29 protein-coding genes are annotated in these 23906 nt (G+C 59.8%); 12 read left to right on the top strand and 17 right to left on the bottom strand.

Annotation, left to right across the window (positions count from 1 at the left end; genetic code table 11):
* The first annotated feature begins 33 nt into the window (after window positions 1-33).
* The gene (locus tag F3H35_RS04625) at window positions 34-483 is read left to right on the top strand and encodes a helix-turn-helix domain-containing protein (RefSeq protein WP_223228309.1); all 450 of its coding nucleotides are present in this window, start codon (window positions 34-36) and stop codon (window positions 481-483) included.
* A gap of 33 nt (window positions 484-516) precedes the next feature.
* On the opposite strand, the gene F3H35_RS04620 is transcribed toward F3H35_RS04625, so the two are convergent.
* Window positions 517-1098: a hypothetical protein gene (locus tag F3H35_RS04620; protein ID WP_149778473.1), complete on the bottom strand. Its 582-nt coding sequence runs from the start codon at window positions 1096-1098 to the stop codon at window positions 517-519.
* Window positions 1099-1241: 143 nt separating this feature from the next.
* Here F3H35_RS04620 and F3H35_RS04615 point away from each other — a divergent pair, with 143 nt between their 5' ends.
* The 8 genes from F3H35_RS04615 to F3H35_RS04580 all read left to right on the top strand — a co-directional run bounded on the left by F3H35_RS04615 (window position 1242) and on the right by F3H35_RS04580 (window position 6716).
* The gene (locus F3H35_RS04615) at window positions 1242-1904 is read left to right on the top strand and encodes a hypothetical protein (protein ID WP_149778472.1); all 663 of its coding nucleotides are present in this window, start codon (window positions 1242-1244) and stop codon (window positions 1902-1904) included.
* 16 nt (window positions 1905-1920) lie between these two features.
* Window positions 1921-2214, top strand: a complete 294-nt coding sequence (locus F3H35_RS04610) for a DUF1330 domain-containing protein (protein ID WP_149778471.1) — start codon at window positions 1921-1923, stop codon at window positions 2212-2214.
* 4 nt (window positions 2215-2218) lie between these two features.
* Complete coding sequence (locus F3H35_RS04605) at window positions 2219-2659, top strand: tellurite resistance TerB family protein (protein ID WP_149778470.1); 441 nt, start codon at window positions 2219-2221, stop codon at window positions 2657-2659.
* A 38-nt stretch (window positions 2660-2697) separates the two neighbouring features.
* Window positions 2698-3138 carry a tellurite resistance TerB family protein gene (locus F3H35_RS04600; protein WP_149778469.1) on the top strand — a complete coding sequence of 147 codons (441 nt, stop codon included), beginning with the start codon at window positions 2698-2700 and terminating at the stop codon, window positions 3136-3138.
* 288 nt (window positions 3139-3426) lie between these two features.
* Entirely contained in the window at window positions 3427-4203 is a 777-nt protein-coding gene (locus F3H35_RS04595) for an ABC transporter ATP-binding protein (protein ID WP_149778468.1), read from the top strand.
* A gap of 25 nt (window positions 4204-4228) precedes the next feature.
* Complete coding sequence (locus tag F3H35_RS04590) at window positions 4229-4945, top strand: transporter substrate-binding domain-containing protein (protein WP_149778467.1); 717 nt, start codon at window positions 4229-4231, stop codon at window positions 4943-4945.
* 83 nt (window positions 4946-5028) lie between these two features.
* Complete coding sequence (locus F3H35_RS04585; RefSeq protein WP_149778466.1) at window positions 5029-5913, top strand: ABC transporter permease; 885 nt, start codon at window positions 5029-5031, stop codon at window positions 5911-5913.
* Window positions 5910-6716, top strand: a complete 807-nt coding sequence (locus F3H35_RS04580) for an ABC transporter permease (RefSeq protein WP_149778465.1) — start codon at window positions 5910-5912, stop codon at window positions 6714-6716. Before F3H35_RS04585 ends, F3H35_RS04580 begins: the two co-directional genes overlap by 4 nt.
* Window positions 6717-7240: 524 nt before the next feature.
* On the opposite strand, the gene F3H35_RS04570 is transcribed toward F3H35_RS04580, so the two are convergent.
* Entirely contained in the window at window positions 7241-7699 is a 459-nt protein-coding gene (locus tag F3H35_RS04570) for an Lrp/AsnC family transcriptional regulator (protein ID WP_149778464.1), read from the bottom strand.
* Between the two features lie 149 nt (window positions 7700-7848).
* Between F3H35_RS04570 and F3H35_RS04565 the strand changes: the two genes are divergently transcribed.
* A complete protein-coding gene (locus F3H35_RS04565; protein WP_149778463.1) occupies window positions 7849-8283 on the top strand; it encodes a universal stress protein in 435 nt (144 codons plus the stop codon).
* Window positions 8284-8299: 16 nt separating this feature from the next.
* Entirely contained in the window at window positions 8300-9844 is a 1545-nt protein-coding gene (locus F3H35_RS04560; RefSeq protein ID WP_149778462.1) for an alanine/glycine:cation symporter family protein, read from the top strand.
* A 199-nt stretch (window positions 9845-10043) separates the two neighbouring features.
* On the opposite strand, the gene F3H35_RS04555 is transcribed toward F3H35_RS04560, so the two are convergent.
* From F3H35_RS04555 to F3H35_RS04540, 4 genes are all read right to left on the bottom strand, one after another.
* Window positions 10044-10247, bottom strand: a complete 204-nt coding sequence (locus F3H35_RS04555) for a hypothetical protein (protein ID WP_149778461.1) — start codon at window positions 10245-10247, stop codon at window positions 10044-10046.
* Window positions 10248-10325: 78 nt separating this feature from the next.
* A complete protein-coding gene (locus F3H35_RS04550; protein ID WP_149778460.1) occupies window positions 10326-11609 on the bottom strand; it encodes a sensor histidine kinase in 1284 nt (427 codons plus the stop codon).
* Entirely contained in the window at window positions 11593-12276 is a 684-nt protein-coding gene (locus F3H35_RS04545; protein ID WP_149778459.1) for a winged helix-turn-helix domain-containing protein, read from the bottom strand. The genes F3H35_RS04550 and F3H35_RS04545 overlap by 17 nt, the downstream gene beginning before the upstream one ends.
* Before the next feature lie 85 nt (window positions 12277-12361).
* Window positions 12362-12706, bottom strand: coding sequence for a PepSY domain-containing protein (locus F3H35_RS04540; RefSeq protein WP_149778458.1), 345 nt, complete (start codon window positions 12704-12706; stop codon window positions 12362-12364).
* Between the two features lie 108 nt (window positions 12707-12814).
* Between F3H35_RS04540 and F3H35_RS18775 the strand changes: the two genes are divergently transcribed.
* Entirely contained in the window at window positions 12815-13216 is a 402-nt protein-coding gene (locus F3H35_RS18775; RefSeq protein WP_317510550.1) for a site-specific integrase, read from the top strand.
* A gap of 370 nt (window positions 13217-13586) precedes the next feature.
* Here F3H35_RS18775 and F3H35_RS04530 read toward each other — a convergent pair whose 3' ends face one another.
* From F3H35_RS04530 to F3H35_RS04480, 11 genes are all read right to left on the bottom strand, one after another.
* Window positions 13587-14849 (bottom strand): NAD(P)/FAD-dependent oxidoreductase, encoded by a 1263-nt coding sequence (locus F3H35_RS04530; protein ID WP_149778457.1) that lies wholly within the window; start codon window positions 14847-14849, stop codon window positions 13587-13589.
* Window positions 14850-14886: 37 nt separating this feature from the next.
* Window positions 14887-15591 carry a c-type cytochrome gene (locus F3H35_RS04525; RefSeq protein ID WP_149778456.1) on the bottom strand — a complete coding sequence of 235 codons (705 nt, stop codon included), beginning with the start codon at window positions 15589-15591 and terminating at the stop codon, window positions 14887-14889.
* 221 nt (window positions 15592-15812) lie between these two features.
* Window positions 15813-17024, bottom strand: coding sequence for a c-type cytochrome (locus F3H35_RS04520; protein WP_149778455.1), 1212 nt, complete (start codon window positions 17022-17024; stop codon window positions 15813-15815).
* Complete coding sequence (soxC, locus tag F3H35_RS04515) at window positions 17008-18291, bottom strand: sulfite dehydrogenase (RefSeq protein WP_149778454.1); 1284 nt, start codon at window positions 18289-18291, stop codon at window positions 17008-17010. Before soxC ends, F3H35_RS04520 begins: the two co-directional genes overlap by 17 nt.
* Window positions 18292-18376: 85 nt before the next feature.
* The gene (gene soxB / locus F3H35_RS04510) at window positions 18377-20074 is read right to left on the bottom strand and encodes a thiosulfohydrolase SoxB (RefSeq protein ID WP_149778453.1); all 1698 of its coding nucleotides are present in this window, start codon (window positions 20072-20074) and stop codon (window positions 18377-18379) included.
* A 138-nt stretch (window positions 20075-20212) separates the two neighbouring features.
* The gene (soxA, locus tag F3H35_RS04505) at window positions 20213-21067 is read right to left on the bottom strand and encodes a sulfur oxidation c-type cytochrome SoxA (protein WP_149778452.1); all 855 of its coding nucleotides are present in this window, start codon (window positions 21065-21067) and stop codon (window positions 20213-20215) included.
* A gap of 74 nt (window positions 21068-21141) precedes the next feature.
* Window positions 21142-21471 (bottom strand): thiosulfate oxidation carrier complex protein SoxZ, encoded by a 330-nt coding sequence (gene soxZ / locus F3H35_RS04500; RefSeq protein WP_007818254.1) that lies wholly within the window; start codon window positions 21469-21471, stop codon window positions 21142-21144.
* Between the two features lie 25 nt (window positions 21472-21496).
* Complete coding sequence (soxY, locus tag F3H35_RS04495) at window positions 21497-21916, bottom strand: thiosulfate oxidation carrier protein SoxY (protein ID WP_007818253.1); 420 nt, start codon at window positions 21914-21916, stop codon at window positions 21497-21499.
* Between the two features lie 22 nt (window positions 21917-21938).
* Complete coding sequence (gene soxX, locus F3H35_RS04490) at window positions 21939-22418, bottom strand: sulfur oxidation c-type cytochrome SoxX (protein WP_149778451.1); 480 nt, start codon at window positions 22416-22418, stop codon at window positions 21939-21941.
* Window positions 22419-22554: 136 nt separating this feature from the next.
* A complete protein-coding gene (locus F3H35_RS04485; protein WP_149778450.1) occupies window positions 22555-23136 on the bottom strand; it encodes a thioredoxin family protein in 582 nt (193 codons plus the stop codon).
* Between the two features lie 31 nt (window positions 23137-23167).
* Entirely contained in the window at window positions 23168-23905 is a 738-nt protein-coding gene (locus F3H35_RS04480) for a cytochrome c biogenesis CcdA family protein (RefSeq protein ID WP_149778789.1), read from the bottom strand.
* Window position 23906 lies beyond the last annotated feature (1 nt).

Here is a 23906-nt window from a genome sequence, read left to right as displayed (position 1 = left end):
TTCACCTGCGGCGGTGGGGTCGGTGCGGCCGACATGATGCTCGACCGGATCGAAGCCGATTACGGCCGAAGCTTTGCCGATGTGGTCGCCGACATGTGCCTGCACACGCAACGCCGCGCCCAACGCGCCCCGCAGCGCGCCTCGATCAGCAATGCACTCGACAGCCGCAACCCGCTGCTTGTGCGCGCGATCAAGGCGATGCAGGCCAATATCGAAACACCCGTGAGCATGGATGACCTGGCGGAGGCCGCAGGCTGTTCGCGCCGACAGATGGAACGCCTGTTCGTCAAATACCTGCATCAAACGCCCTACCGCTATTTCCGCGATCTGCGTCTGGATCATGCGCGCGGCCTGATGCGCGAAACCGATCTCAGCGTGACCGAAATCGCCGTGGCGTCGGGCTTCACCTCTCCGGTGGTGTTCACCAAAAGCTTTCGGGCGCGTTTCGGTTATTCACCAGCCAAAGGGCGCAAGGCTGTCTGACCTTTCATCCGGGGCGCGCGGACACGCGCCCCCTCACCGATCCCCGGATTTGAACCGCAAGAATCGGCGTGGCACGCCAAGATCCATCACCGGGCTCAAAAGATCGCGCCACAGGCTCGGATCGGAATTGTAGCTGGCGGTCTCGGTCACACGATCAAGCCGCAGCGTATCATCCAGAAGCGTGCTCAGAATCTTCTCGTCCAGCACATAACGGCCCTGCCGCCCCTCCAGCCGATCCGCCTCCTGATAGGTCAGCCATTTCGCCAGCGTCTTGCGGCTGGCCACGTCCCGGCCCGGATCCACCAGGTAATACCCGCTGTTCACCCGGCGCACGATATTGTCCAGCAAGACCGCAACAGGCTGATATTCCTTGGAAACCTGCCGCTTCGGGATATAGTTGAAGCGCTCGGGGTCGCCATTGAAGAACGCCGTGAGCGCCGATCCCAGATCAATGCAGGCCTGCGCCATGACCCATCCCATGACAGCTTCGGGATACATCGACCAGTCATACCGCCGCGCCAGATCGCGCAGCTGCGCGGGGCTCGCCTGCCAGGCCATGGCAAGGTGCTCGTCCTCTGACCCTGTAAGCCAGTCGAACTCCTCAAAATTCTGCATGAAACCGCTCCGCAAGCTATAATGCCATGTCACCCGGTGACAGTCGCGTTTAGATTGTCCCCGGATATCGCAATTTCTTGGGAGCAATTGTGTCCGTTCTGAGGCCATTCCGAAACAAGCGTAATATTGCCGGTTTTCTCGCCATGCTGGCGCTGGCGGGCCCAGCCCGGGCAGATGCGGCCCTGATAAACACGGCTTATGCCCTTCTCGAAGTCGAGCTTGACGCCAAACTTGATTTCGAGACCCTTCCGCGCCGCGCCGAGCCGGGCATCCGGCTGGATGCTCCCATGCGCGAGGGCCTTGTTTGGCTGGGCGAACGGCTTGCAGGCCAGCAGGTCACAGGCGCGCCGCATGACATCTTGCAGGGTCCCCCGACAGCGCCGCTTGCGATCGCCGCGGGCCTGCCGGGTGCCGCGCTTTCGGTTTCGCATCACCGCGGATTTGGCTCCAACGCTCTGTTTCCACTCGGCCCCGCCGGGTTTCCCGCGCTCGCCGCGCGCGGCGAAGGATCGGTGGCACTTCTCTTCGATCACGGCCAGCGCGCCATCGGCCTGCGCATTCACAGCGATTACGCCGCCCCGCTTGGCGCCGCGCAACCACAAGGCACACTCACCCTCGCCTTTTACCGGCGCGACGGCGCACTGATCGGACAGGTCCGCCGCCGGCTGGAAACCGGCATCACCGAGCTGGGCTTTCGGCGAGGCGACGGTATGGCCGATATCGCCGCGATCACCGTCACGAATGACGATCCGGGCGGGATTGCCTTGGACGATATCCTCTATCAAACTGCGCCCATGGCGTTTTGACAAAAAGGGATTTTTCATGCCGAAAGGATATTGGGTCGCGCATGTCGATGTGGACGACCCGCAAGCTTACGAGACCTACAAAGCCGCCAATGCCGCGCCCTTCGCAGAATACGGCGCGCGCTTTCTGGTGCGTGGCGGCCCCTGCGAAACCCGTGAGGGGCAGGTCCGCGCCCGGACCGTGGTGATTGAATTTCCCAGCTATGCCGCCGCATTGGCCTGCTACGACTCACCGGGGTACCAGGCCGCCAAAGCCCTGCGCGACCCGGTCTCGACTGGCGATCTGGTGATCGTCGAGGGCTACGGGGAGTGACATCTTGAACCGATTGCTGGCCGCCCTGCTCGCCCCCAAGCCGCAACCCCTGCCGGAACCGGACGCCAAGCTGGCGCTCGGCGCGCTGATGGTCCGCGTCGCGAAATCCGATCATCTCTACCGGTTCGAGGAAATCCGCCGCATCGACCGTTTGCTGTCCCGCGTCAACGCGATCGGCCCGATCGAGGCGGCCAAGATGCGCGCCACCTGCGAAAAGCTGGAACATGCGTTTCCCGATACCGGGGCGCTGGCGCATCTCATCCGCGAAGCCGTGCCCCACGAGGCGCGGATCGACGCGCTCGAGGCCCTGTGGGAGGTGGTTCTGTCCGACGATGTCGGCCAGGACGAGGAAATCGCCGTCATCCAGACCGCACAAGAGGCTCTGGGCCTGTCCGAGGCCGACAGCGACGCCGCCCGCGCCCGTGCGCTCGACGAAACCCGATAGCCCTTTTCGCCCCCGACACGAAAGCCTATATTCCCCCCATGTTCGCAGATCTTCTCAAAAAGCTCGTCCAGCCCGAACCCGAACCGCTTGACGACGCCGACGCGCGCCGCGCCCTGACCGCCCTTCTGGTGCGTCTGGCGCGGTCCGACAGCCATTACGCCGCCTCCGAGATCATCCGCATCGACCGGATCATCTCGGCCCGGTATCATCTGGACAAATCCGCCGCCGCCGCCCTGCGCGCCGAAGCCGAGCAACTGGAATCCGAAGCGCCGGACACCGTGCGCTTCACCCGCGCCATCAAGGACGCCGTGCCCTATGACGAGCGTGTCGGCGTGATCGAGGCGCTGTGGGAAGTCGCTCTGGCCGACGGAGCGCGCGATCAGGACGAAGACGCCCTCGTGCGGCTCGTGGCCAACCTCTTGGGTGTGAACGACCGCGACAGCGCCCTGGCCCGCCGCCGGGTGGATCAGCGCCCCTGATCACAGCCTCGGCCATGCCGAACCGCCCCCGGACGGTGGCAGCAGATGACCCGTGCGCCGTGGCGATCGGATCGGCCCAAAGGCGAATTGCGGACTCGTACGAAATCGCCTGCATGTTCGTACGAACCGTCCTCATCCCGCCCAATCGCACGCCGTCACCGCCCGAAGCGGCATGACCCAACGTCAAAACGGTGCCCAATCGGGCATATCTTTCGTTTTGCAAGTTGCAACATGCAGTTTTTTCTTTCTACTTTCGGAATGACGCGGCCCAAACGACGGACCCAGCATTTGACCAAAGACACGCCTGTCATAGAAATCCGCAACCTTCACAAGGCCTACGGGGCGCTTGAAGTGATCAAGGGCGTTGATATCACCGCCCACCGCGGCGACGTTGTCTCGCTGATCGGATCTTCGGGGTCCGGGAAATCCACCATCCTGCGCTGTGCAAACCTGCTCGAGGACAGCCAGCAGGGCGATATCCTGTTCAAGGGCGAACCGGTCAAGTGGGCGGGTCAGGGCCTTGATCGCCATCCTGCTGATTTCAATCAGGTTCTTCGCATCCGCACGAACCTGTCGATGGTCTTTCAGCAGTTCAATCTCTGGGCGCATATGACGATCCTGCAGAACGTGATGGAAGCCCCGGTGACCGTGCTGGGCCGTGACCGCGCCGAAGTCGAACAGGCCGCGCGCGCCTATCTCGACAAGGTGGGCATCAGCGACAAATGCGACGCCTACCCGGCGCAGCTATCGGGCGGCCAGCAACAGCGCGCCGCGATCGCCCGCGCGCTCTGCATGGAGCCCGAGGCGCTGCTCTTCGACGAACCCACCAGCGCGCTCGATCCGGAACTCGAACAGGAAGTGGTTCGCGTCATCAAGGATCTGGCCTCGGAAGGCCGGACCATGATGATCGTCACCCATGACATGAAGATGGCGGCGGATGTGTCTGATCACGTTGTCTTTTTACATCAAGGCCTGATCGAGGAAGAAGGCGCGCCCGATATCCTGTTCAAGGCCCCAAAATCCGAACGCCTGCGGCAGTTTCTCAACTCGACAATGGCCGCGTAAAACATCAAGAAACGGGAGTAACCATATGAAAAAAATCATCCTTTCCACTGCAGCACTGGCCTTTTCGGCCAATCTCGCGATGGCTCAGGACGTCGTTCGCCTCGGCACCGAGGGCGCCTATCCTCCGTGGAACTTTCTCAATGACGCGGGACAGGTTGACGGCTTCGAGCGCGAGTTGGGGGACGAGCTGTGCGTGCGCGCCCAGCTGACCTGCGAATGGGTCACAAATGATTGGGACAGCATCATTCCCAACCTCGTCTCGGGCAACTACGATGCGATCATCGCCGGCATGTCGATCACCGACGAGCGTGATCAGGTCATCGACTTCACCCAGAACTACACGCCGCCCGATCCCTCGGCCTATCTGGCAATGTCGGAAGATGTCGACCTGACAGGCGGTGTGATCGCCGCGCAATCCGGCACGATCCAGGCCGCCTATATCGCCGAGCAGGGCGCCACGCTGGTCGAATTCGCCACGCCCGAGGAAACCATCGCCGCCGTGCGCAACGGCGAGGCGGACGCGGTTCTGGCCGACAAGTCGTTCCTCACACCCATCGCCGAGGAAGACGCCGAGCTGATGATCGTCGGCCCCGATGTGCCCCTTGGCGGTGGCGTCGGCATGGGCATCCGGGAATCGGATGCCGAATTGCGCGACACGTTCGATGCCGCCATCCAGTCGATGAAGGACGATGGAAGCCTGAACGAATTGATCACCAAATGGGACGTCTCCTCGACGTTCTGATCCTCTGATGGGCCGGGCATAGCACCCGGCCCTCCCTCGTCCCGCTCCTCAGACCGGGGCCGACCCCTGCAGGATGCACCGGCATGTTTTCCTACTGCACAGACCCCCAAACGCTGTCAGGGCTCACATGGCTGTCGTGCTACCTCACGACCGGCAAGCACATGCAGTTCTATATCTCCTTCGGGGTTGTGCTTTTGCTGCTGGCGATCACCGCACCCACGGCGCTGCTGTTCGGCTTCGGCGGAGCCGCGGCGGCACGGTCGCGGATCTGGCCGGTCAGCTGGCTGGGCAAGGGCTATATCGCCATCGTGCGCGGCGTGCCCGACATCGCCTTCTTCATGTTCTTCGTGATCGCACTGGATCAGGGCTTCGAATGGATGCGCCACCAATTGCTCTGCCCCGATTGGGATCAGCCGATCCGACAGGGCAGTGATTTCGTGGTCTGCACCCAGGCCAAGCTGCCGCTCGGCAATGCACCGCAATGGATCCATGAAATATACGGTTTCTCGCTCGCCGTGCTGACCTTTGCTATCGTGTTCGGCGCCTTCGCGGCCAATGTGCTCTACGGCGCCATGCGCGCCGTGCCCCAGGCCCAGCTTGAAACCGCCGCAGCCTACGGGATGACGCGCCGCCAGATCTTCTGGCGTATCCTGGTGCCGCAGATGTGGGTCTATGCACTTCCCGGTCTGGGCAACCTTTGGATGGTGCTGATCAAGGCAACGCCGCTGCTTTTCCTTCTGGGAATCGAGGATATCGTCTACTGGGCGCGCGAACTGGGCGGCACGGCCAATCCGCGCTTCACCGACTATCCGCATGGCGACTGGCGCGTTTGGTATTTCCTTGCACTTCTGGTGTTCTATCTCGGCTTTACCCGGATTTCCGAGGTGTTTCTCGAACGCCTCATGCAGAAACTGACCCATGGGCAGGCCACCACCGGCGGCGACGCGCAGCGAAAGGCCGCCGCATGAGCTGCTGGCAGACCATTCAGGATTACGGCCTGCGCAGCCTCGGCATCGGCGAACGTCTGCTGCCCCGCGAAGACTTCACCCTTTGCGAGCAAGTCACCCTGATCGGCTCGGGCCTGTTGTGGAACATCTATTTCGGCACGCTGGCGCTGCTTGCGGGGTTCTTTCTGGCAACCGCGCTGGCAATCGGCAAGGGCGCGCGCAACCGCGCAATACGTGTCGCCAGCACATGGTTCATCTTCATCTTCCGTGGCTCGCCACTCTTCATCCAGTTCTTCTTTGCCTATTTCGCGTTTCTGTCGCTCAAATCCGTGAGCCCGATCTTCGATCCTTTCACCTCGGCCTGGGCCGGCGCGCTGATCGTGCTGTTTTTCAACACCGCCGCCTATTCCGGCGAGATCTTTTACGGCGCGCTGCGCTCAATCCCCAAAGGCGATGTGGACGCCGCCGACGCCTATGGCTTTTCCGGCTGGGCGCGCTTTCGTCGGATCATCTGGCCTACCATGCTGCGCCTTGCCTGGCCCGCCTATACCAACGAGGCGATCTTTCTCTTTCACGCCACGACACTGGTCTTCTTCTCGGGTTTTCCCGCCTGGCAGCAACGCGGCGACGCGCTTTATTACGCCAATTACTTCGCGGACAAGACGTTCAACCCCTTCGTGCCCTACCCGATCCTCGCCGGCTACTTCATCCTGCTTACCCTGGTTATCCTCGGCCTGTTCGGCCTGATCAATAGCCGTCTGAACCGGCATCTCCCCAAAGAAGCGCGGCGACGACTCAAGCTCCGGGTCAACATCATCCGCTAACGTGGCATTGGGGGCTCTGCCCCCAAACCCCCGGGATATTTCCGGCCAGAAGAAACGCGCGCGCGGCGCGTCTTTCATCGTTCCCCAAATACTCCTGCCGGGGGGTATTTTTCTTGTGTCATAGGTTCTCAAGGGGTGACGGTGGATTTTATATTCGTTTAAAATCAATATTTTAAACCAAAATAGCAGCTCAGAACGAACCGGGCAGTGCCAAGCCAGAACGTTTACACCACGGAGGATATTTTCATGGCAAAATCATATGCATTTACAGTCGCTCAACTCAAGTCTCTGCCGTTAGACCAGCATTGCGATAGGGAGGGTCTTTGGGATCATTAGCGGGCCGATAGCGGAGTACAAAGGATCTTTCGCTTCAATCTGTGGGGCCGATCAAAGGTTGGACTGCGAAGAGGGAAAAATTCTCTGGTCACCTGACCCGGGACAAGACGGTTTCACGAACATTTCCTGTGAGTTCGAACGGTACCGGCCGCTTGGTCTTGCTCTGGATCAACAAGCGCTCTCAATGATCACTCTGCGAGGTGGAAGCCCCGGAATTCTTTTACCGTCGACAGGCAAAGCAATGTCTTCATCTGAGCCACTGAGGGGATCAGTGTCAGCCTGTCACGATACAACTTCTCGTAGTCTTCTGTATTGCGAGCCGCTACCCGGATAAGGTAGTCGAACTCGCCCGAAATCAGATGACATTCAAGAACCTCTGGCATTTCATGAATGGCCTCCTCAAACGCCTGAATGTCCTCACGTCGCTGACCGACCAGCTTTGCCTCGATAAAGACCTGAATTTCCAACCCCACGAGCTTGCGGTTGAGGCGCGCAGCATAGTGCGAGATCTTTCCATCGGCCTCAAGCATCTTGACCCGCCTGTGACAGGCTGAGAGCGACAATCCAACCTGTTCGGAGAGGCGCGCCATCGAGATTTGCCCGTCTCTCTGAAGAATGGAAAGAATGCGCATATCCAATCGATCCATGAGAAAATTTCTCTCTACACTCATTATCATTAACAATATTTCCAGAAAATTTCCGAACTCGCAAGAAATAAAGGAACCTTTATCGCCCCCACCCGGCTACCCTGAAGATGTCCTTAAAACAGACAAAACAACCAAAAGGGAGGGAACAGATGTCCCATAAAATCGTCGTCGGATACGACGGCAGCGACAGCGCCAAGGCCGCGTTGTCATTCGCTGCGGACCTGACCAGGGCACAGGGCGGCAGCATTGTCGTTGCCCACGTGCTGGAATGGTCTCCGTATTCATTTCTGACGCCAACCGAGCTGGAAGAACGGCACAAACGCCGTCGCGAGGAACTGGAGCGCGCCGAAGCCGCGATACTCGCCCCTGCTGTCGAGGGCCTCAAAGAAAGTGGCTTGGAAATTGAAACCGCGCTGAAATACGGCGGCATCGCCGCAACGCTCATCCACATCGCCAAGGACAGCGGCGCCGATCAAATTGTCATCGGTCGTAACGGGGAACCCGGTCTGACATCTCGTGTGTTCGGCTCAGTTGCCATCAGTCTGGCACAGGCCGCACCTGTGCCTGTCACCATCGTGCCGTAAGCGGACAGGACATATCATGAAAAACCTATTCAAGCCGGCAGCGCTTGCTGCTCTGACTTTGCTGGTCGCATCCGCTCCGGCAATGGCTCAATCACTGGACCAAACCATCAATGAAGGCTTTGCCAACGCGACCGGTTGGTTCGTCAACTTCATCTTCAGCCCGTTCCCCGGAACCACATTCCCGTGGATCGTTATGTGGTTGGTGATCGCGGCGACGGTCTTTACGCTCTATTTCGGCTTCATCCAGTTCCGCGCCTTCCCGCATTCGATCTCGCTGGTCAAAGGCGATTACTCCGACCCCAACGACGCTGGCGAGGTCAGCCATTTTCAGGCGTTGGCAACCGCACTCTCGGGCACCGTCGGCCTTGGCAACATCGCCGGTGTGGCGGTCGCTGTCGGCATCGGTGGTCCGGGGGCGACGTTCTGGATGATCCTTGCCGGCCTGATGGGCATGGCATCGAAGTTTACCGAATGTACGCTAGGCGTGAAATATCGCAACGAATATGAGGATGGCACCGTTTCAGGTGGCCCGATGTATTACATGACGAAGGGCTTTGCGGAGCGCGGAGTGCCTGCGGGCAAGTTCATGGCGATCTTGTTCTCCGTGTTCTGTATTCTTGGTGCTCTTGGTGGTGGCAATATGTTCCAGGCCAATCAGGCCCATGCCCAGATCACAAATGTTGTTGGTGACTACCCGGGCTGGATCACAGGTATCGTCTTTGCCGGCATCGTTTTTGCGGTCATCGTCGGTGGTCTGAAATCCATCGCAAGCGTGACCGAGAAAGTCGTACCATTCATGGGCGTGCTTTATGTTCTGACGGCTTTGGTCATTCTTCTCATGAACGCGGACATGATTGGTTGGGCCTTCGGAGAAATCATAACTGGCGCGTTCACTGGCGCAGGCGTCGCAGGCGGAATGGTCGGCGCGCTGATCCAAGGCTTCAAGCGGGCCGCATTCTCAAACGAGGCCGGTGTTGGTTCGGCGGCAATCGCGCACTCTGCCGTAAGAACAAAGGAGCCGATCACTGAAGGTTTCGTTTCCTTACTTGAGCCCTTTATCGATACGGTCGTGATCTGCACGATGACAGCACTTGTGATCATCATCACCGGCCAGCTGATCAGTGATCCGAACACAGGCCTGTACCTGCTCGACGAAGGCGCTTCGACCATTCAGACAGTCGACGGCAACAAAGGCGTAGCCCTCACTTCGGCAGCCTTCTCTTCGGCCATCCCGTTCTTCAAGTATATCTTGGCGATCGCGGTCATCCTGTTTGCCTTCTCGACAATGATCAGCTGGTCATACTATGGCCTCAAGGCATGGACATTCCTCTTTGGCGAGGGACAGGGCAAGGAGCTCGTGTTCAAGGTCATCTTCTGCATCTTCGTTGTGATCGGTGCCTCGGCAAGCCTCGGACCGGTCATCGACTTCTCAGATGCCGCGATCTTTGCCATGGCCGTGGTCAACATTGTCGCGCTCTACGTCCTGATGCCTGTCGTCAAGCGCGAGCTTGACAGCTACCTGTCGCGCCTCAAGTCCGGCGAAATCAAGAAATTCCACTAGGTGCGACACTTGCCTTAATACCGGGCGTGAAAATGACTAAGCCGCCGAACGTCTCGGCGGCTTAGTTTCGTTTCGGTGTCTTGTGAAACCTGTCATGTCTCGAGAGCCAATGGATGCCAGGTGTGACGAAGTCATTGGGATATGTGATCTGCAGGGTGTGCGATTAGTGCCAATCACGCACCCCGCCGAAGAACGTCACTCAGGAGACGGTTTCAGCGTCAGTGGCTTTGGGCGGCTCCAACGTCACGAAAAGCGAAGCAATCATAGCCACTCCCACTGCGACAATGCCAAACAGCGCGATCGTGCCAACAAAGGCAAATCCCAAGCCAACCATGAAAAGGCCGATGGCGAACAGGGTCGCGTTTAACAAAGCAGTTTTGGTTTTTGCAATCAGGGTCGTCATTTCGCTGTCTCCAGTGTCATCTAGTGTTTCGATGACCAAGAGATAGGGGACCTGTCTTGCCCGTGCCTGACGGACATCTTACATTTGTGTAAAGTTGAGCGTGACCCTCAACCCATGTGGATTGTGCATTGCCAAATTCAGCTTTGCGCCATGTCGGTCCGCCACAGCCTTTACCAGCGCCAGCCCAAGCCCTGATCCCGGTGTACCGCGCGCCGCGTCAAGGCGCACCATGGGTTCAATGATCTTTGAAAATTGAGCGGGCTCAACACCCGCACCATTATCAGCCACGCCAAGGCTATACCCATCGACAAAGACGGTGATCTGCTCTCCGCCATGGACCAGCGCGTTTTGAATAAGATTGGCCAAGGCCTGCACCAACATCGCGCGGTCGGCCTGAACCGTGGCAGATGACGCAATTTCCAAATTCAACGTCTTCCCTTCGTCTTCCACAACCGGACCAAAGGTTTCAGCCATGTCTTGCGCCAATTCGTCCAGCGATACGTGTTCAAAGCCTTCCCGGCCTTGCCCCGCTTCGATCCGCGCAACCCGCATGATGGTGTCAAATATATCGGACAGCCGGCTGGCCTCTTCCAGGGCGGCGGCACGCCCGTCCCCCTCTGGCAGCATTTCCAACTGTGCGCGAAGTCGCGCCAAAGGGGTCCGTAGATCGTGCGCGATGCTTGCGCTCAGGCGACGGGTCTGGCTGACAAGGCGTTCCAATTCTGACGCCGTTTGGTTGAGGTTGTGCGACATATCATCAAGGTCATCCTTGGCCTGCGAATGCACTGTTCGCGCCGACAAATCCCCCGCGGCCAATTGGCCTAGGGTTCTGTTGATCCGCGCCAGACGCCGTTGGGCCAACAATCCCATCCAAACCCCGATTGCGAGCGTAAGGGCAATGACGATCCCAGCCGTCGTCCACAGAATGCTTGCCAACAACTCCTGTGCGTCAGCGCTGTCCTCAACCGAGACCGCAACCATGGTTGGCCGACCATCATTGTCGGATGCAACCATCACCCGCCATTTATCAGACCCCATCAGATCATCGTCCAGGTCCAGTGTCCCGCCACCGCGTTCAACCGCGCGGCGGAAAGGCTCTGGCAGCCCCGCCAGATCGTGCACAGGACGACGGATCATCCCGGCACCATCGACGCGCGTCTGTGCGACCCCGGAACCTTGCGCAAGAACTGTCAGGGTTGCGTCAACACGCTGCTCCAGAGCCCTTTGGCCCAGGGTCAACGCCACGAAGATCGCCACCACAAAGCCAAGCGCAAATATGGCAGACAAAAGTGCCGCAAGGCGCAAGGTTGAGGAACGAAGCAGCCACTCGAATTGCAGGAGCCACTTACGCACCAAAGACATAACCCTCGCCGCGTCGCGTGCGCAGCAAGGCCTTTTCAAAGGGCTTGTCGATTTTGGCGCGCAGGCGGCTGATATGGGTTTCGACGACACTGGTCGTGGGGTCGAAACTCATGTCCCAGACTTGTTCAAGAAGCATCGTGCGGGTCACCAACCGACCTGGTCGGCGCATCAGATATTCCAGCAGTTTGATTTCCTTGGCCATCAACTCGATCGGTTGACCTTTTCGCTCGCATTTGCGCGACAACAGGTCGAGGGTGAGGTCGGCGTAGCGGAGGGTTGTTTCCGCAGGTCGCGGCCCATACCCAACTTCTCGCCTACGCCCCAATGCGCCAACGCGTGCAGATAACTCGGCAAACGCGAAGGGCTTGGTAAGGTAATCATCGCCCCCTGCCTCAAATCCCTCAACGCGCGCATCCACCTCTCCCAGCGCCGTCAAGAACAATGCGGGGGTGCTGTTGTTAGAGGCGCGCAGGGATTTGAGAACAGCCAAACCATCCAAACCCGGAACCATACGATCCAGGATCAGCAGGTCAAATTCCTGTCCCACCGCCGCGACCAGTGCATCCTTACCGTCGACGAAATGATCAACAACATGACCTTCCTCGCGCAGCCCTCCCGCGATCCATGGTCCAAGTTGTTTGTCATCTTCCAAAAGCAAAATGCGCATTGTGTCCCCAGAGCAGAATGGAAAACGATAGGCCACCCCGGCGGGCAGCCTATCGCGCTTATATGCGTGACGAAACGATTTTCAGTCAGCTGTCATCATCATGATCGTCATCGTCTTTGCCGTAGTCCTCTTGGTCGTCGTCATCTTCAGCTTCAACCTTCAAGACTTCGCCCGTTTCGGCCGCGATTTCGATTTCCATCTCGACGCCATCTTCGCCAAGAATTTCAATCTCATAGATTTGCTGACCAAGATAGCGTTCCAGTTCGACCTCGGTCACCTCACCGGGCACTTCCGCAAGAGCAATCTCAATGATCTGCTCTTTGGTCAGTCCCGTCGCGTCCGCTGCCGATTGTGCCGAGAGCATTCCGGCAAAGCCACCAGCCAAAACCAGACCTGTCAGCGCGCCGCCTGCAATGAGTTTCGTGTTCATGTGGTATCTCCTTTTTCATGTTGGGGAGGGCTGTCGTGCCGTCCGATGAAACAGAGATAGAAAGCCAGTCTTACCAGCGCCGGTCGCCAGTCTTACAAGTTCGTAAGCTTGGCGATTTCAGCTTTCGTTGAGATTATACCGGCCATTCGCTCGCTAAACCTGGTCTGGAACCAAACCGGGTCGTCGATCCTCAAGATCAAGCACGTTTGGGAGATCAGGGTTCGGCTTAAACTGGCCGAGAGCCATCGCAACCTGGAACAGTTTAATCTGGCCATCCACAGCATGCTGCGCGGTCATGATCTGGTGAAGATGAAGGTCATTGATCTCATGCCTTTGGTCAGATCAAGAAGCGCGCATTCGATGCAGCGCACAAAGGTCACGCAGATTTACATGAAGCCTGGCAAGCTGCGCGCTGTAGAGTTGCTGCTCGGACAGACAAAGGTGGACAGCACTGTCACATATCTGCGGGCGGAATTTGAAGGCGCTTTGGCCATCGCTGACGCCATCTAGATTTCCTTCATCTGGGCCGCTTTCGCACCCGTCAACAGAGCCCCGATCACGCTGACAAAATCGGAGGACACCACCCGCCTGTCACCCTGATCGAGGCCGAAAAACTCTGCCTTCAGACGGACCAACACAACAACGGGCACCGGTTCCGGCTGGATAAACGTTCAGTGCCAGGTCAGTTGGAGACGGCATATGGATAAGAATGGGGATTGCCCGGCAGCGACTTTACGTAGGTGCATACAAAAATTGTATTTTTACGTTTGATAATACTCCCGCCTGAGGCATCCGGCCCCCAAGCGTGGGCCGCTTGCCGAAACGCGCAGCGATGCGCAAACCGGCAAGCGGCAGTCTTCAGGTCAAGCGCCCCTTGGGCTCAGCCGAACATGTCTTCGGTAATCCCGGCATACCACCCGATGCTTTCCTCATAGGTCGCCTTGCGCAGGGCCGCATCCTCGCCCGTGTCGCTGATGAAACCATCGACCTTGGCGATCTTCTCATCCGTCGCCTCGTAAGAGGCGCCGACTTTCACGCCGTCATCCGTGTCGATCAGGCTCCAGCAGGTGTTTGAGAACTTGGCCGGGAAGACTTTCGAGCCGGTCAACGCCCCGCGCACCGCCATCGCCGCAACCTTGGCCTGGCTATTGGCCGAGTAGCCGGATTTCGGCATGTCGCCCTGATTGGTGGCATCTCCCAGAACGTGGATATTCTCGTCCATGCGGCTTTGCATCGTGGCCGGCACGATGGGCGCCCAATTGCCTTCGGTGATCTGGGCCATGTCACAGATGCGACCGGCTTTCTGGGCCGGGATCACATTGCAGACATCCACCTTTTCCACCGCACCATCGATATCGACGGTCATCTGGTCGGGGTTCACGCTGACGTTTGCGCCACCGAAATCCGGCCCGATCCAGTCGATCATGCCGCCGTAATGCTTCTGCCAGCCCTCTTGGAACAGCGCCATCTTCGAGAATTTCTCTTTGGGGTCGACGACAAGGATCTTGGCGGTCGGATTGATCTGCTTGAGCAGATGCGCCACCATGCTGACCCGTTCATACGGTCCCGGCGGGCAGCGGAACGGGTTGGGCGGGGCCACCATGGCAAAAAGCCCGCCTTCCGGCATCGCCTCGATCTGCGCTTTGAGAAGTTCGGTCTGGCTGCCGGCCTTGTAGGCATGGGGCATCTTGTTCTGCTGCGCCACGCTCCAGCCCGGCACGGCATCATCTACGAAATCGATGCCCGGGCTCAGGATCAGCCGGTCATAGGGCAGCACCGCGCCCCCCGCCAGCGACACGGTCTTGGCATCGCGGTCGATCCCCACGGCCCAGTCATGCACCACGTTGATCCCGTAATCGGTGGCCAGCGTGCCATAGCTGTGGCCGATCGAGCTCAGATCCCGGAAACCGCCGATATAGAGGTTCGAGAAAAAGCAGGTGTAATAGGCGCGCGTCGGCTCGACCAGCGTGACGTCGATCGCGCCATCGCTATCCTTGGCGATATAGCGCGCCGCCGTGGCGCCACCGGCGCCACCGCCCACCACAACCACGCGCGGCTTGCCCTGCGCGCCCAGCATGGGCGCCGAGAGCAGTGCCGCCGCCGCGGCCCCGGTGCCGATAAAGGCCCGTCTGTTAAGTGTCATCTTGGTCTCCTCCCTGGTAACGACCGGCTGTCCCGGTCTACTGTATATCCGCGAAATAAGCCGCAAGCGCCGCGATCTCCTCATCGCTCAGGCGCCCCGCCATCATCTGCATCACCGGATGCGGCCTCAGCTTGCGCTTGTAGGCATGCATGGCGACCACGAAATCCTCTTCAGGCCAGTTGGTGATCGAGGGGATGCCGTCATCATTACCATCGGACTGATGGCAGGTCTTGCATTCGCTCGACAGGTATTCGCCGTATTCCGGATCACCCGCCAGCGCCAACACCTCGGGGGGCAACGCCACCTCGGGGGCCAGAGCAGTCGGATCCGCCTCGGGGATGTTCTGCGGGTTGTCGGAATAAAGCCGCAGATAGGCCAGCACATCCGCCCGGTCCTGAGGCTTTTTCATGCCGCGAAAACTCATCCTCGTGCCGCTGACCAGCGCCTTGGGGTTTTCAAGATAGGCGTCAAGCGTTTCCAGATGCCACTCCAGCCCATCCGCCCCGGCCCGTTGCAAGCCATCAGAGTAGCGATACGCGCCCTCGACACCGCCAGCTTTGCGCCCGAAAATACGGTTGAGATGCGGCCCGATACCATTTTCAGCGCCCCGGCCCACCTCGTGACAGCCCGAACACATGCTGAACAATTCCTTGCCGCGCTCTGCATCGCCGATCTCATCGGCTTGTGCCGCACCGGCGGCGAGCATGGCGGCTCCCAGCCCCACCACGAGTCTCGTGGTCATGCCAGAGTGCTCCCTGTCGCCACATGTTTGCGCGGTAGGCAGCACAAGCGGCGTGAAACGGCTGTCCGATTCCCACGAAACCGGCGCCGCCACATCATGGATGCGGGGTGCGTTGTCATACTGAGTCCTCCTCCCAAAGGATCACCTGCACTGTAAAACAGCTTGCCCCTCCAAGGCAAAGCAAACAGGGCCGGCGAAACGCCGGCCCTGTCGATTTTATCTCATTGCGAGTAGGACTTGAGGTATTCAACCACCGCAGCGATGTCGTCGTCGCTCCTCAGGCCGTTGAAGGACATCTTTGTTCCCTTCACATAGCCCCTTGGATCGGCGAGGAATTCCGCCAGTGTCTCGGCGTTCCAGACCATGCCGTCGGCGCCCATGCCCTCCAATGTCTTGGAGTAGCGGAACCCGTCCACCGCACCCATCTGCTGACCCACGATACCGTTCAGATGCGGCCCCACACGGTTCGTGGCACCGTCTCCGACCTGATGGCAGGCCGCACATTTCTTGAAGACGTTTTCCCCCTTCTCAACCAGCGCCATGTCCAGCGCCGCCTGATCCGACGCAGGTGCTTCGGCAGCCGGCGTTTCGGTGGACGCTGACGCCACTTGCTCGATCTTTTCATCGGCGGCGGTATCGGCGTTGGTCTCTTTCATCGCCTCTTCCGCCGCAGCCGCGCCATCGTCCTCGGGCGTCACGTCCAGAACTGCAGCGCGCATGGTGATTTCCACGCTCTCCTTGCAGTTTTCCATGCAGGCCGGTTCGCTGAACAGCGGATACTCGGTTTCGGCACGGTCATCGACGATGAACCCGTCGGCATTGGGCATCTCGACCTCGAGGAAGTTCTCGTTCGACAGAACGAACTCATCATCCACGAGGAAGTTGGAATACAGGATATACGCCGTGATCGCATAGGTCTCATCGACCGTCAGCGTCTGTGCGGCGCCGAACGGCATCGAGCGATGCACGTAATCCCAGGCGGTCGACAGATACGGCCAGTAGGACCCGACGGTCTTGACCGGATCCTTGTCCGCCAGCGTGCCGTCACCACCGGCAAGCTTGGGCCAGTTGCCCACGCCTTCGGCGAAATCCCCGTGGCAGACGGCGCAATAAGCGATGAACGCCTCTTCACCCTCGGCCACCGATCCCGATCCGGGCGGCAATCCGGTGCCGTCGGGGCGCACATCGACGTTCCATGCCGCGATTTCCTCGGGCAGCGCCTCGCGGCCCAGACCGATGCGCTTGGCGTCGGCCGCGGCTTCGGCGCGTGCGGCGGCGATGAACATCATGTCAGGAGAGCCCGCATCCGCGGGCATGACCTTTGCGACATCCGGCATCGGTGTGACGTTGCGGTCGGCGAAATTATAGGCCGCCGTCAGCATCGCAGCGGCACTGACCGCCGTGAAACCGTAAAGCTTAAGAGACTTCGACATTCTCTGCCTCCCCGTTTTCCTTCACCCACCATGTCTGGATGCAGTTGTTGTGATAGATCGAGTTCTCGCCGCGAATTTCGCGCAGCTGGTCCTTGGTGGGCTGGACATACCCGGTCTCGTCATGGGCGCGCGACTGGAGCAGCATTTCGCTGCCGTCCCAATCGATCTCAAGGTAAAAGCGCGACAGCGCCTTGGTCTGGCCCTCGGCGGCCAGACGCGCCTGCGTCCAGTTCTTGCCGCCATCAATGGAGACATCCACGCGCGTGATCGCACCGTGACCCGACCAGGCGAGGCCGGTGATGACCAGCGGACCGGGGCCATGGGTGATCGGCGATTGCGGGCTTGGGCTGGTGACCACCGATTTGGCGTCCATCACCCAGGTCCACTTGCGGCTCGTGCCATCGGCCAGCGTGTCGGTGTATTTGCTGGTCTCTTCGCGGCTTTCCACGGGGCCATCCATGACCTCGATGCGGCGCAGCCACTTGACCCACATGTTGCCTTCCCAGCCCGGCACGACCAGACGCACGGGATAGCCGTGTTCCTTGCGCAGCGCCTCGCCATTGGCCTTGAAGGCCACCAGAACATCGTCCAGCGCCTTGTCCATCGGGATCGAGCGACCGTTCGACGATGCGTCCGCACCCTCGACATACACCCACTTGTCCGACAGATCGCCCGTAGTTTCCATGCCCGCTTCGGTCAGCAGCGTGCGCAACGATACCCCGGAATATTCCATGTTGTGAATCATGCCATGGGTGAATTGCGCGCCGTTCAGCTGCGCGCCGGCCCATTCCATGCCGGTATTGGCGGCACATTCGCAGAAATACACGTGGTTTTCGCGCGGGAAGCGTTCCAGATCGGCATAGGTGAAGATCATCGGCTTATCGACAAGCCCGTTGATCATCAGCCGGTAATCTTCCTTCTTGAGTTCGATCGCGCCGGAATGGTGCCGCTCGAAGGCGCAGCCCTGCGGGGTGATCGTGCCATCCAGCGCGTGGATCGGCGTGAAGTTGATCGAGCTGATCGTATCCGCCGTCAGCCATTCCACATTGCGGCGCACCACATCGCTCTCGAATCGGATCGGCAGGCCGTAAGGCGTGGCGTCGACGCCCTCACCCAAGCCGCTGGCCCATTCCTGAACTTCGGTAATCAGCGGGTCCGGCTCGGCGGCGCGGGCCATGCCGGCCCCGGCCACCGCACTTCCGGCGGCAACCGCGCCCTTCAGGAACGCGCGGCGCGAGGCGCCCTTCTTGTCGTTGTCGGCTGTCATCTGTCCTAAGCCTCCTCTTCCAACATCATATTCATCTACGTGAATGTGATGAATACAGGATATCTGTCAAAAGGTCGCGGCGCGCTCAGACGCCGCTCACCTTCACGCTCGTGTTGGGCTCCAGCGACACGGTGCCCTTCTTGCGGATATGGCTTTCGACCACATCCCAGATCTGCGGACCTTCGGTGTTCTCGTTCACGCTGGCCCATCCGGCGACCACATAGCTGCGCGCGGGATCGATCGGCTCTCCGGTGCTCAGCAGGGTCATGTCGGAAATCCGCTCACCCTGGGGCTTGGACACGTCGATCGAATAGCCCATGCCGCCGATCCGCACCATGTCGCCGCCCTGCTGGTAATAGGGGTCCGGGTTGAAGATGTTGTCGCCCACATCCTCGAGGATCACCTTGATGAATTCGCCCGTCATCTCGCTGCGATAGGCTTTGCCATAGGTCATCGAGGTGACGTTCCAGATATCTTCGCGGGTGATATTGTCGCCGGGGATCAGGCTCGGACCCCACCGCACGCCGGGGCTCATGGCGATCTCGGCATCGCGCTCGCTGAGCAGCGCGTCGCAGATCAGATCGTCCCACGAGCCGTTGAAATTGCCGCGGCGATAGAGCAGCGTATCGGTCTGGCCGATCACCTCGTCCAGCTCGGCCTGATAGGGCGCGCGCTGTTCGTCGATCAAGGCGGCCATTTCGGCATCCGGCTCGATCACGTCGCTGAAGATCGGGATCAGCTTGTGGCGGAAGCCCATCATCTGCCCGTCGCGCACATCCAGATCCACGCGGCTGACGAATTTTCCATTCGATCCCGACGCGATGATGATCGTGTCGCCCACCAGAACCGGCTCGGGCAGCGCGTCATGGGTATGACCCGACAGGATCACGTCGATCCCGCTGACGACGCTGGCCATCTTCTTGTCCACGTCAAAACCGTTATGGCTCAGGCAAACAACCAGCTCGGCACCCTCTGCGCGCACCTCGTCGACCATCTGCTGCATGTGCTCGTCGCGGATGCCAAAGCTGTAATCCGGGAACATCCAGCCCGGATTGGCAATCGGCATATAGGGGAAGGCCTGACCGATCACCGCGATCTTCACCCCGCCGCGTTCGTAGAATTCATAGGGTTTGAACTCCTGCGCGGGCTCGTCCCATGTGGCGTCGAAAATGTTCTGGCCAAGCGCATCGAAGGGCAGCCCCTCGACAAGCTCGCGCACCCGGTCCTGACCAAGCGTGAATTCCCAGTGGAAGGTCATCGCGTCGGGCTTGAGCGCGTTCATCACGTTGACCATGTCCTGCCCATTGGTGTGATAGCAGGTATACGAACCATGCCACGTATCACCGCCATCCAGCAGCAGCGCATCGGGGCGCGCGGCGCGGATCGCCTTGACCACCGTGGCCACCCGGTCCAGCCCGCCGACCCGACCATATTCCTTGGCCAGCGCGGAGAAATCATTATAGGTCAACGCGTAATGGCTGGGGCTGCCATCGTCGATCCCATAGAGCTTGCGGAAATCGGCGCCGGTGACATGCGGCACCTCGCCCTTGTTCGGCCCTACCCCGATATTGATCTCCGGCTCGCGGAAATAGATCGGCTTCAGCTGCGCGTGAATGTCGGTGACATGGATCAGGCTGACATTGCCGAACGTGTCGAATTCCAGCAGCTGATCCTGGGTCAGCGCCTGTTGCGCAGCAAGTTTCGCCCAGTTGCCGAAACCGCTTGCGCCATAAAGCGCCGAGGCCGCCATGCTGACCTGAAGAAAATCGCGACGAGAGATCATTTGCGTCTCCGAGTGGTTATAGTTCTACTGTTCCGCCCCGGCGATCCGGCAGCGGCTCTGGCCGAAACGCCAGGAATTTCAATGTCATGCAGGCAGCTTGGCGACCGGGGCGATCACGCCGCCCCGGCCCGGATCACATCAGTTGCGGACCGAGGGTCCCTCGACCGACAGGCCGTTGCCGCGGCTGGCCACATACAGTTCCAATGCGACGAATTCCTCGCTGCCCGGGTTGAACGTATGCGCGCGCGTATCGCGGATGCAGCCCTTGAAACGGCCATGCACGGTATTCAGCTTGGCGTTTTTCAGACGATAGGTCGGAAACCCGTTGATCTGCCCCTGGCTCAGGTGGTCGGCGCGGATCATGTTGCCGTAGTTGTCTTCGTGGCAATTGGCGCAGCTGAGTTCCAGCTGTCCATAACGGGTATAGTACATTTCCTTACCCTTGGCCCAAGCGTCGGCCGCCGGTCCGTCGATCGCCACATTGACGGGCATGCCGCGCGACTGCAGTGTGATCAGCGCTTCCATGTTCACCATGGGGCCGCTGTCATACTTGTAGGGCTCGGCACCCATATTGGCCTCGCGGCAATCGTTGATCTGCATGGCGAGGGTCTGCACTTCGCCGGCCTTTTCGTCCCACTTGGGATAGACCGCCCGCACACCCTTCATGCTCGACGGATCCTCGTGGCAACTGGCGCAGGAATTGCCCTTGCTGCCTTCGACGGTGTTCCACTGCTCCAGACCGGCATCAACGAAGATCATGCCCGGATTGTCGAAATCGTCCATTTCCAGGGCTTGCGTTTCGTCCGAACGGAAATGCCAACCGGACATGATCTGGTCCATATTGGCATCTTCCATATGCGCGGGCAGCGGTGCCTTGGTCACAATCTCGGTTTCACCATTGATGATGAGCGTGTCATCATCCGGATCCGCGAGGCTGACGCCCGGCAGGGTCAGCATCAGGGCCGCCACTGCTGTCATTGACTTGAAATTCATGCGTTTCCTCCCTTGAGCGGCCCTGCCAGACCCATTCCCGGGCATGGCAGGACGCCCATCATATTCTTGGTCGATCAGGCGACGGATACCGCCTGCTTGTCTTCATAGACCGAGCCGTCATCGTCATACCAAGTGAAGACGAATTCACCGGCTTGCGGGACGGTTGCCTCGAACTCGAAATAGGGGTTGGTCGAGATCGCCGGCTCCATCGTGACGTCGACCACCATCTCACCGCCGAATTCGCAGGTGAAACGATTGATGATCGAGCGCGGAATGGGGTTGCCGTCGCTGTCCTTGCGCTGGCCCGATTCCATCTTGTGGCTGATCAGGGTCTTGAGAACCACAACCTCACCAGCCGACGCCGATTTCGGAGCCTTCACGCGGGGGCGTACACCTTCTGCCATCTGTCTGTCTCCTTCTCGAGTTCGCTCAGCCGCCGCAGCCGCCGATGGTGACTTTCACGTTCTTCTGCGACTTGGCAAAGCTGCCATCAGCCATCTTCGCCACGGCGATCACGTCCTGCGTGCCGGCCAGACGAATACGCGTCTTGGCCGTCTGCGATCCGGCCAGAGGGCCGAAATTGAACGTCGCCACGCCGGGCGTGGGGTTGCCGGCTGCCAGAACCATGATCGCCGTCGCGCCTTCGGCGCTGACTTCGATCGGCACCGTGTTGCCGTTTTCCGCAATCTCGGGTGCGTCCAGTGTGACGCCGGAATCGCCGACAGCAGCGCCACCGGTGAATGCGTTGATTGCGTCATCCACGGCCGAGGCCATGGCCTGCATCGGAAGGGCGACGGCAACCGCCGTTGCGCCACCGATGACCAGGGTTTCGCGTCGTGTGAAATCCATATTCATCTCCTTGGATAAAAGGTCACTGGTCCTTGAGGGTCACAAGGAACGCGACCACATCTTCGATCTGCTGGGCCGTCAGCAACGGATCCAGCGGGCCTTCTGCCGCCTTGCCTGTAAAGGCATTGCCCGGACGGACGTAATCATCGACCCGGTAGTAGGACGGCATCATCGTGCCGGGATAGGTCTTCTTGGCGTCGCTCACGATGCCGCGAAGTTCGGCCTCGTTCCAGCGGTCGCCGACACCATCGAGCATCGGACCGATATTGCCCTGGAAGGGGACATCCGGCAGCGCCGACACCTGATGGCAAGCCACGCAGTTGCCAAGCGAACGCTTGCTCAGCACCTCGGCGCCCTTGGCAGGATCGCCAGGCTGACCTGTCAGCGATTCGGCCACCGCTCCGTAGTCGTCGAACTGGACATCACTCGGTGCAACCGGTTCAGCCAGCGCCGACCCCGCGGCCAATACGCTCAGGGTCAAAAGTGTAGTTGAAAGCTTCATGTCTCCTCCCATGGCTATCATATTCTTCGCTTGGATAGCTCGGTATACAATAGGCCACCACCCGCCCGTCACGCAACAACAAATTCACAATTGTGAATTTTTAGCCTCCGAACCATGCCCGCGCCAACCAACGCGCTCAGTTCTGCCCCGCGGCCCGTTCCTGAATGCGGCGGGCGTGATAACGCTGAAAATCTTCGTCGTTTTCCAGCGCATAGCGCTTTTCGTTGACCCAGGTGTACATATCGAGCGTGGTGCCCTTCTGGAACGCTCCCGGCATGATCGCCACCGCCGCATCCTTGGCCGACGTCCCCTCGGGCACCTCTTCCGGCAGGAAAATCACGGTCGGCGTGAACAGGATCCCCCATTTGCGCAGCATGTCTTTTTCGGACAGCGATTCTCCGTCGAAATCGGTCACCTCGCGGTCACCATGCAGATTGAGCTGCACCACCACGTAGTTCTCGGAAATGTAGTTCGAGATTTCGGGAATCGGATACACCTCCTCGTGCATCTTCTTGCAATAGATGCAGCCCCGCTGCTCGATCATCACCGCCATGCGCTTGCCCTCGGCGGTCACCTCCTCCAGATCGTCCCGCAGATAGAGGAAGGTGTCGCGCATCCACGCGGCCTTGTGCAGCCCGTCATCGCCCACTTCGGCAGCCGATACCGGCGCTGCCAGACCGCTCAACGCCAAGACCAGCGCCAGTGCGTAGTGTTTCATTCCGTCCTCCCTTGGTTGCGTAAATGTCCCGTCAGCCCAGTGACTGAAAACTCGGGAACCACTCGATCATGAAATTTGCAATGATGTTCACGGCGTTGGTGGCGATCAGGATCGCGAACACGATCAGCATGGCGCCCATCACCTTTTCCACATAGGCCATGTATTTCCGCTTGCTCTGGATCCACGCCAGAAACGGCCGCGCGAAAAACGCCGCGACCACGAAAGGCGCGGTCATCGCCAGCCCGTAGACCATGAGCAGCGCCGCCCCTTCCGTCAGGCTGCCCATGCCGCTCGCCACCATCAGGATCGCCGCCAGCGCCGGCCCCACGCAGGGTGTCCAGCCGAACCCGAAGGCCAGCCCCATGACATAGGCACCGATCACCGTCGTCGGCTCGGCGGTACTTTCCATGCGCGCTTCGCGATAGAGAAGCGGTATCCGCACCACTCCCAGAAAATGCAGCCCGAAGAGCGCCAGAACCCCCGCCGCCACATAGCTCAGCGGATCGCGCCATTGCGCAAAGGCCTGCCCGAGCGCCGTGGCCCCCATTCCCAGCAGTACGAAAATCGTCGTCACGCCCAGCGCGAACATCACCGCCGAGATCACCAGCCGTTTCTGCGCGCCCGGAGCAATCGCGCCATCGCCGCGCAATTCGGTCATCGACAGGCCCGCCATATAACACAGGTAGAACGGCACCATCGGCAGGATACAAGGCGTGAAGAAAGACAAAAGCCCCGCAAGTGCTGCGCCTGCATAGGAAATATCAAGCATC

The organism is Roseovarius litoreus (genome assembly GCF_900142765.1).
Classification (GTDB): Bacteria; Pseudomonadota; Alphaproteobacteria; order Rhodobacterales; family Rhodobacteraceae; genus Roseovarius; species Roseovarius litoreus.
The sequence above is the reverse complement of the archived record's forward strand: the minus strand, read 5'-3'. Positions and strand labels throughout refer to the sequence as shown.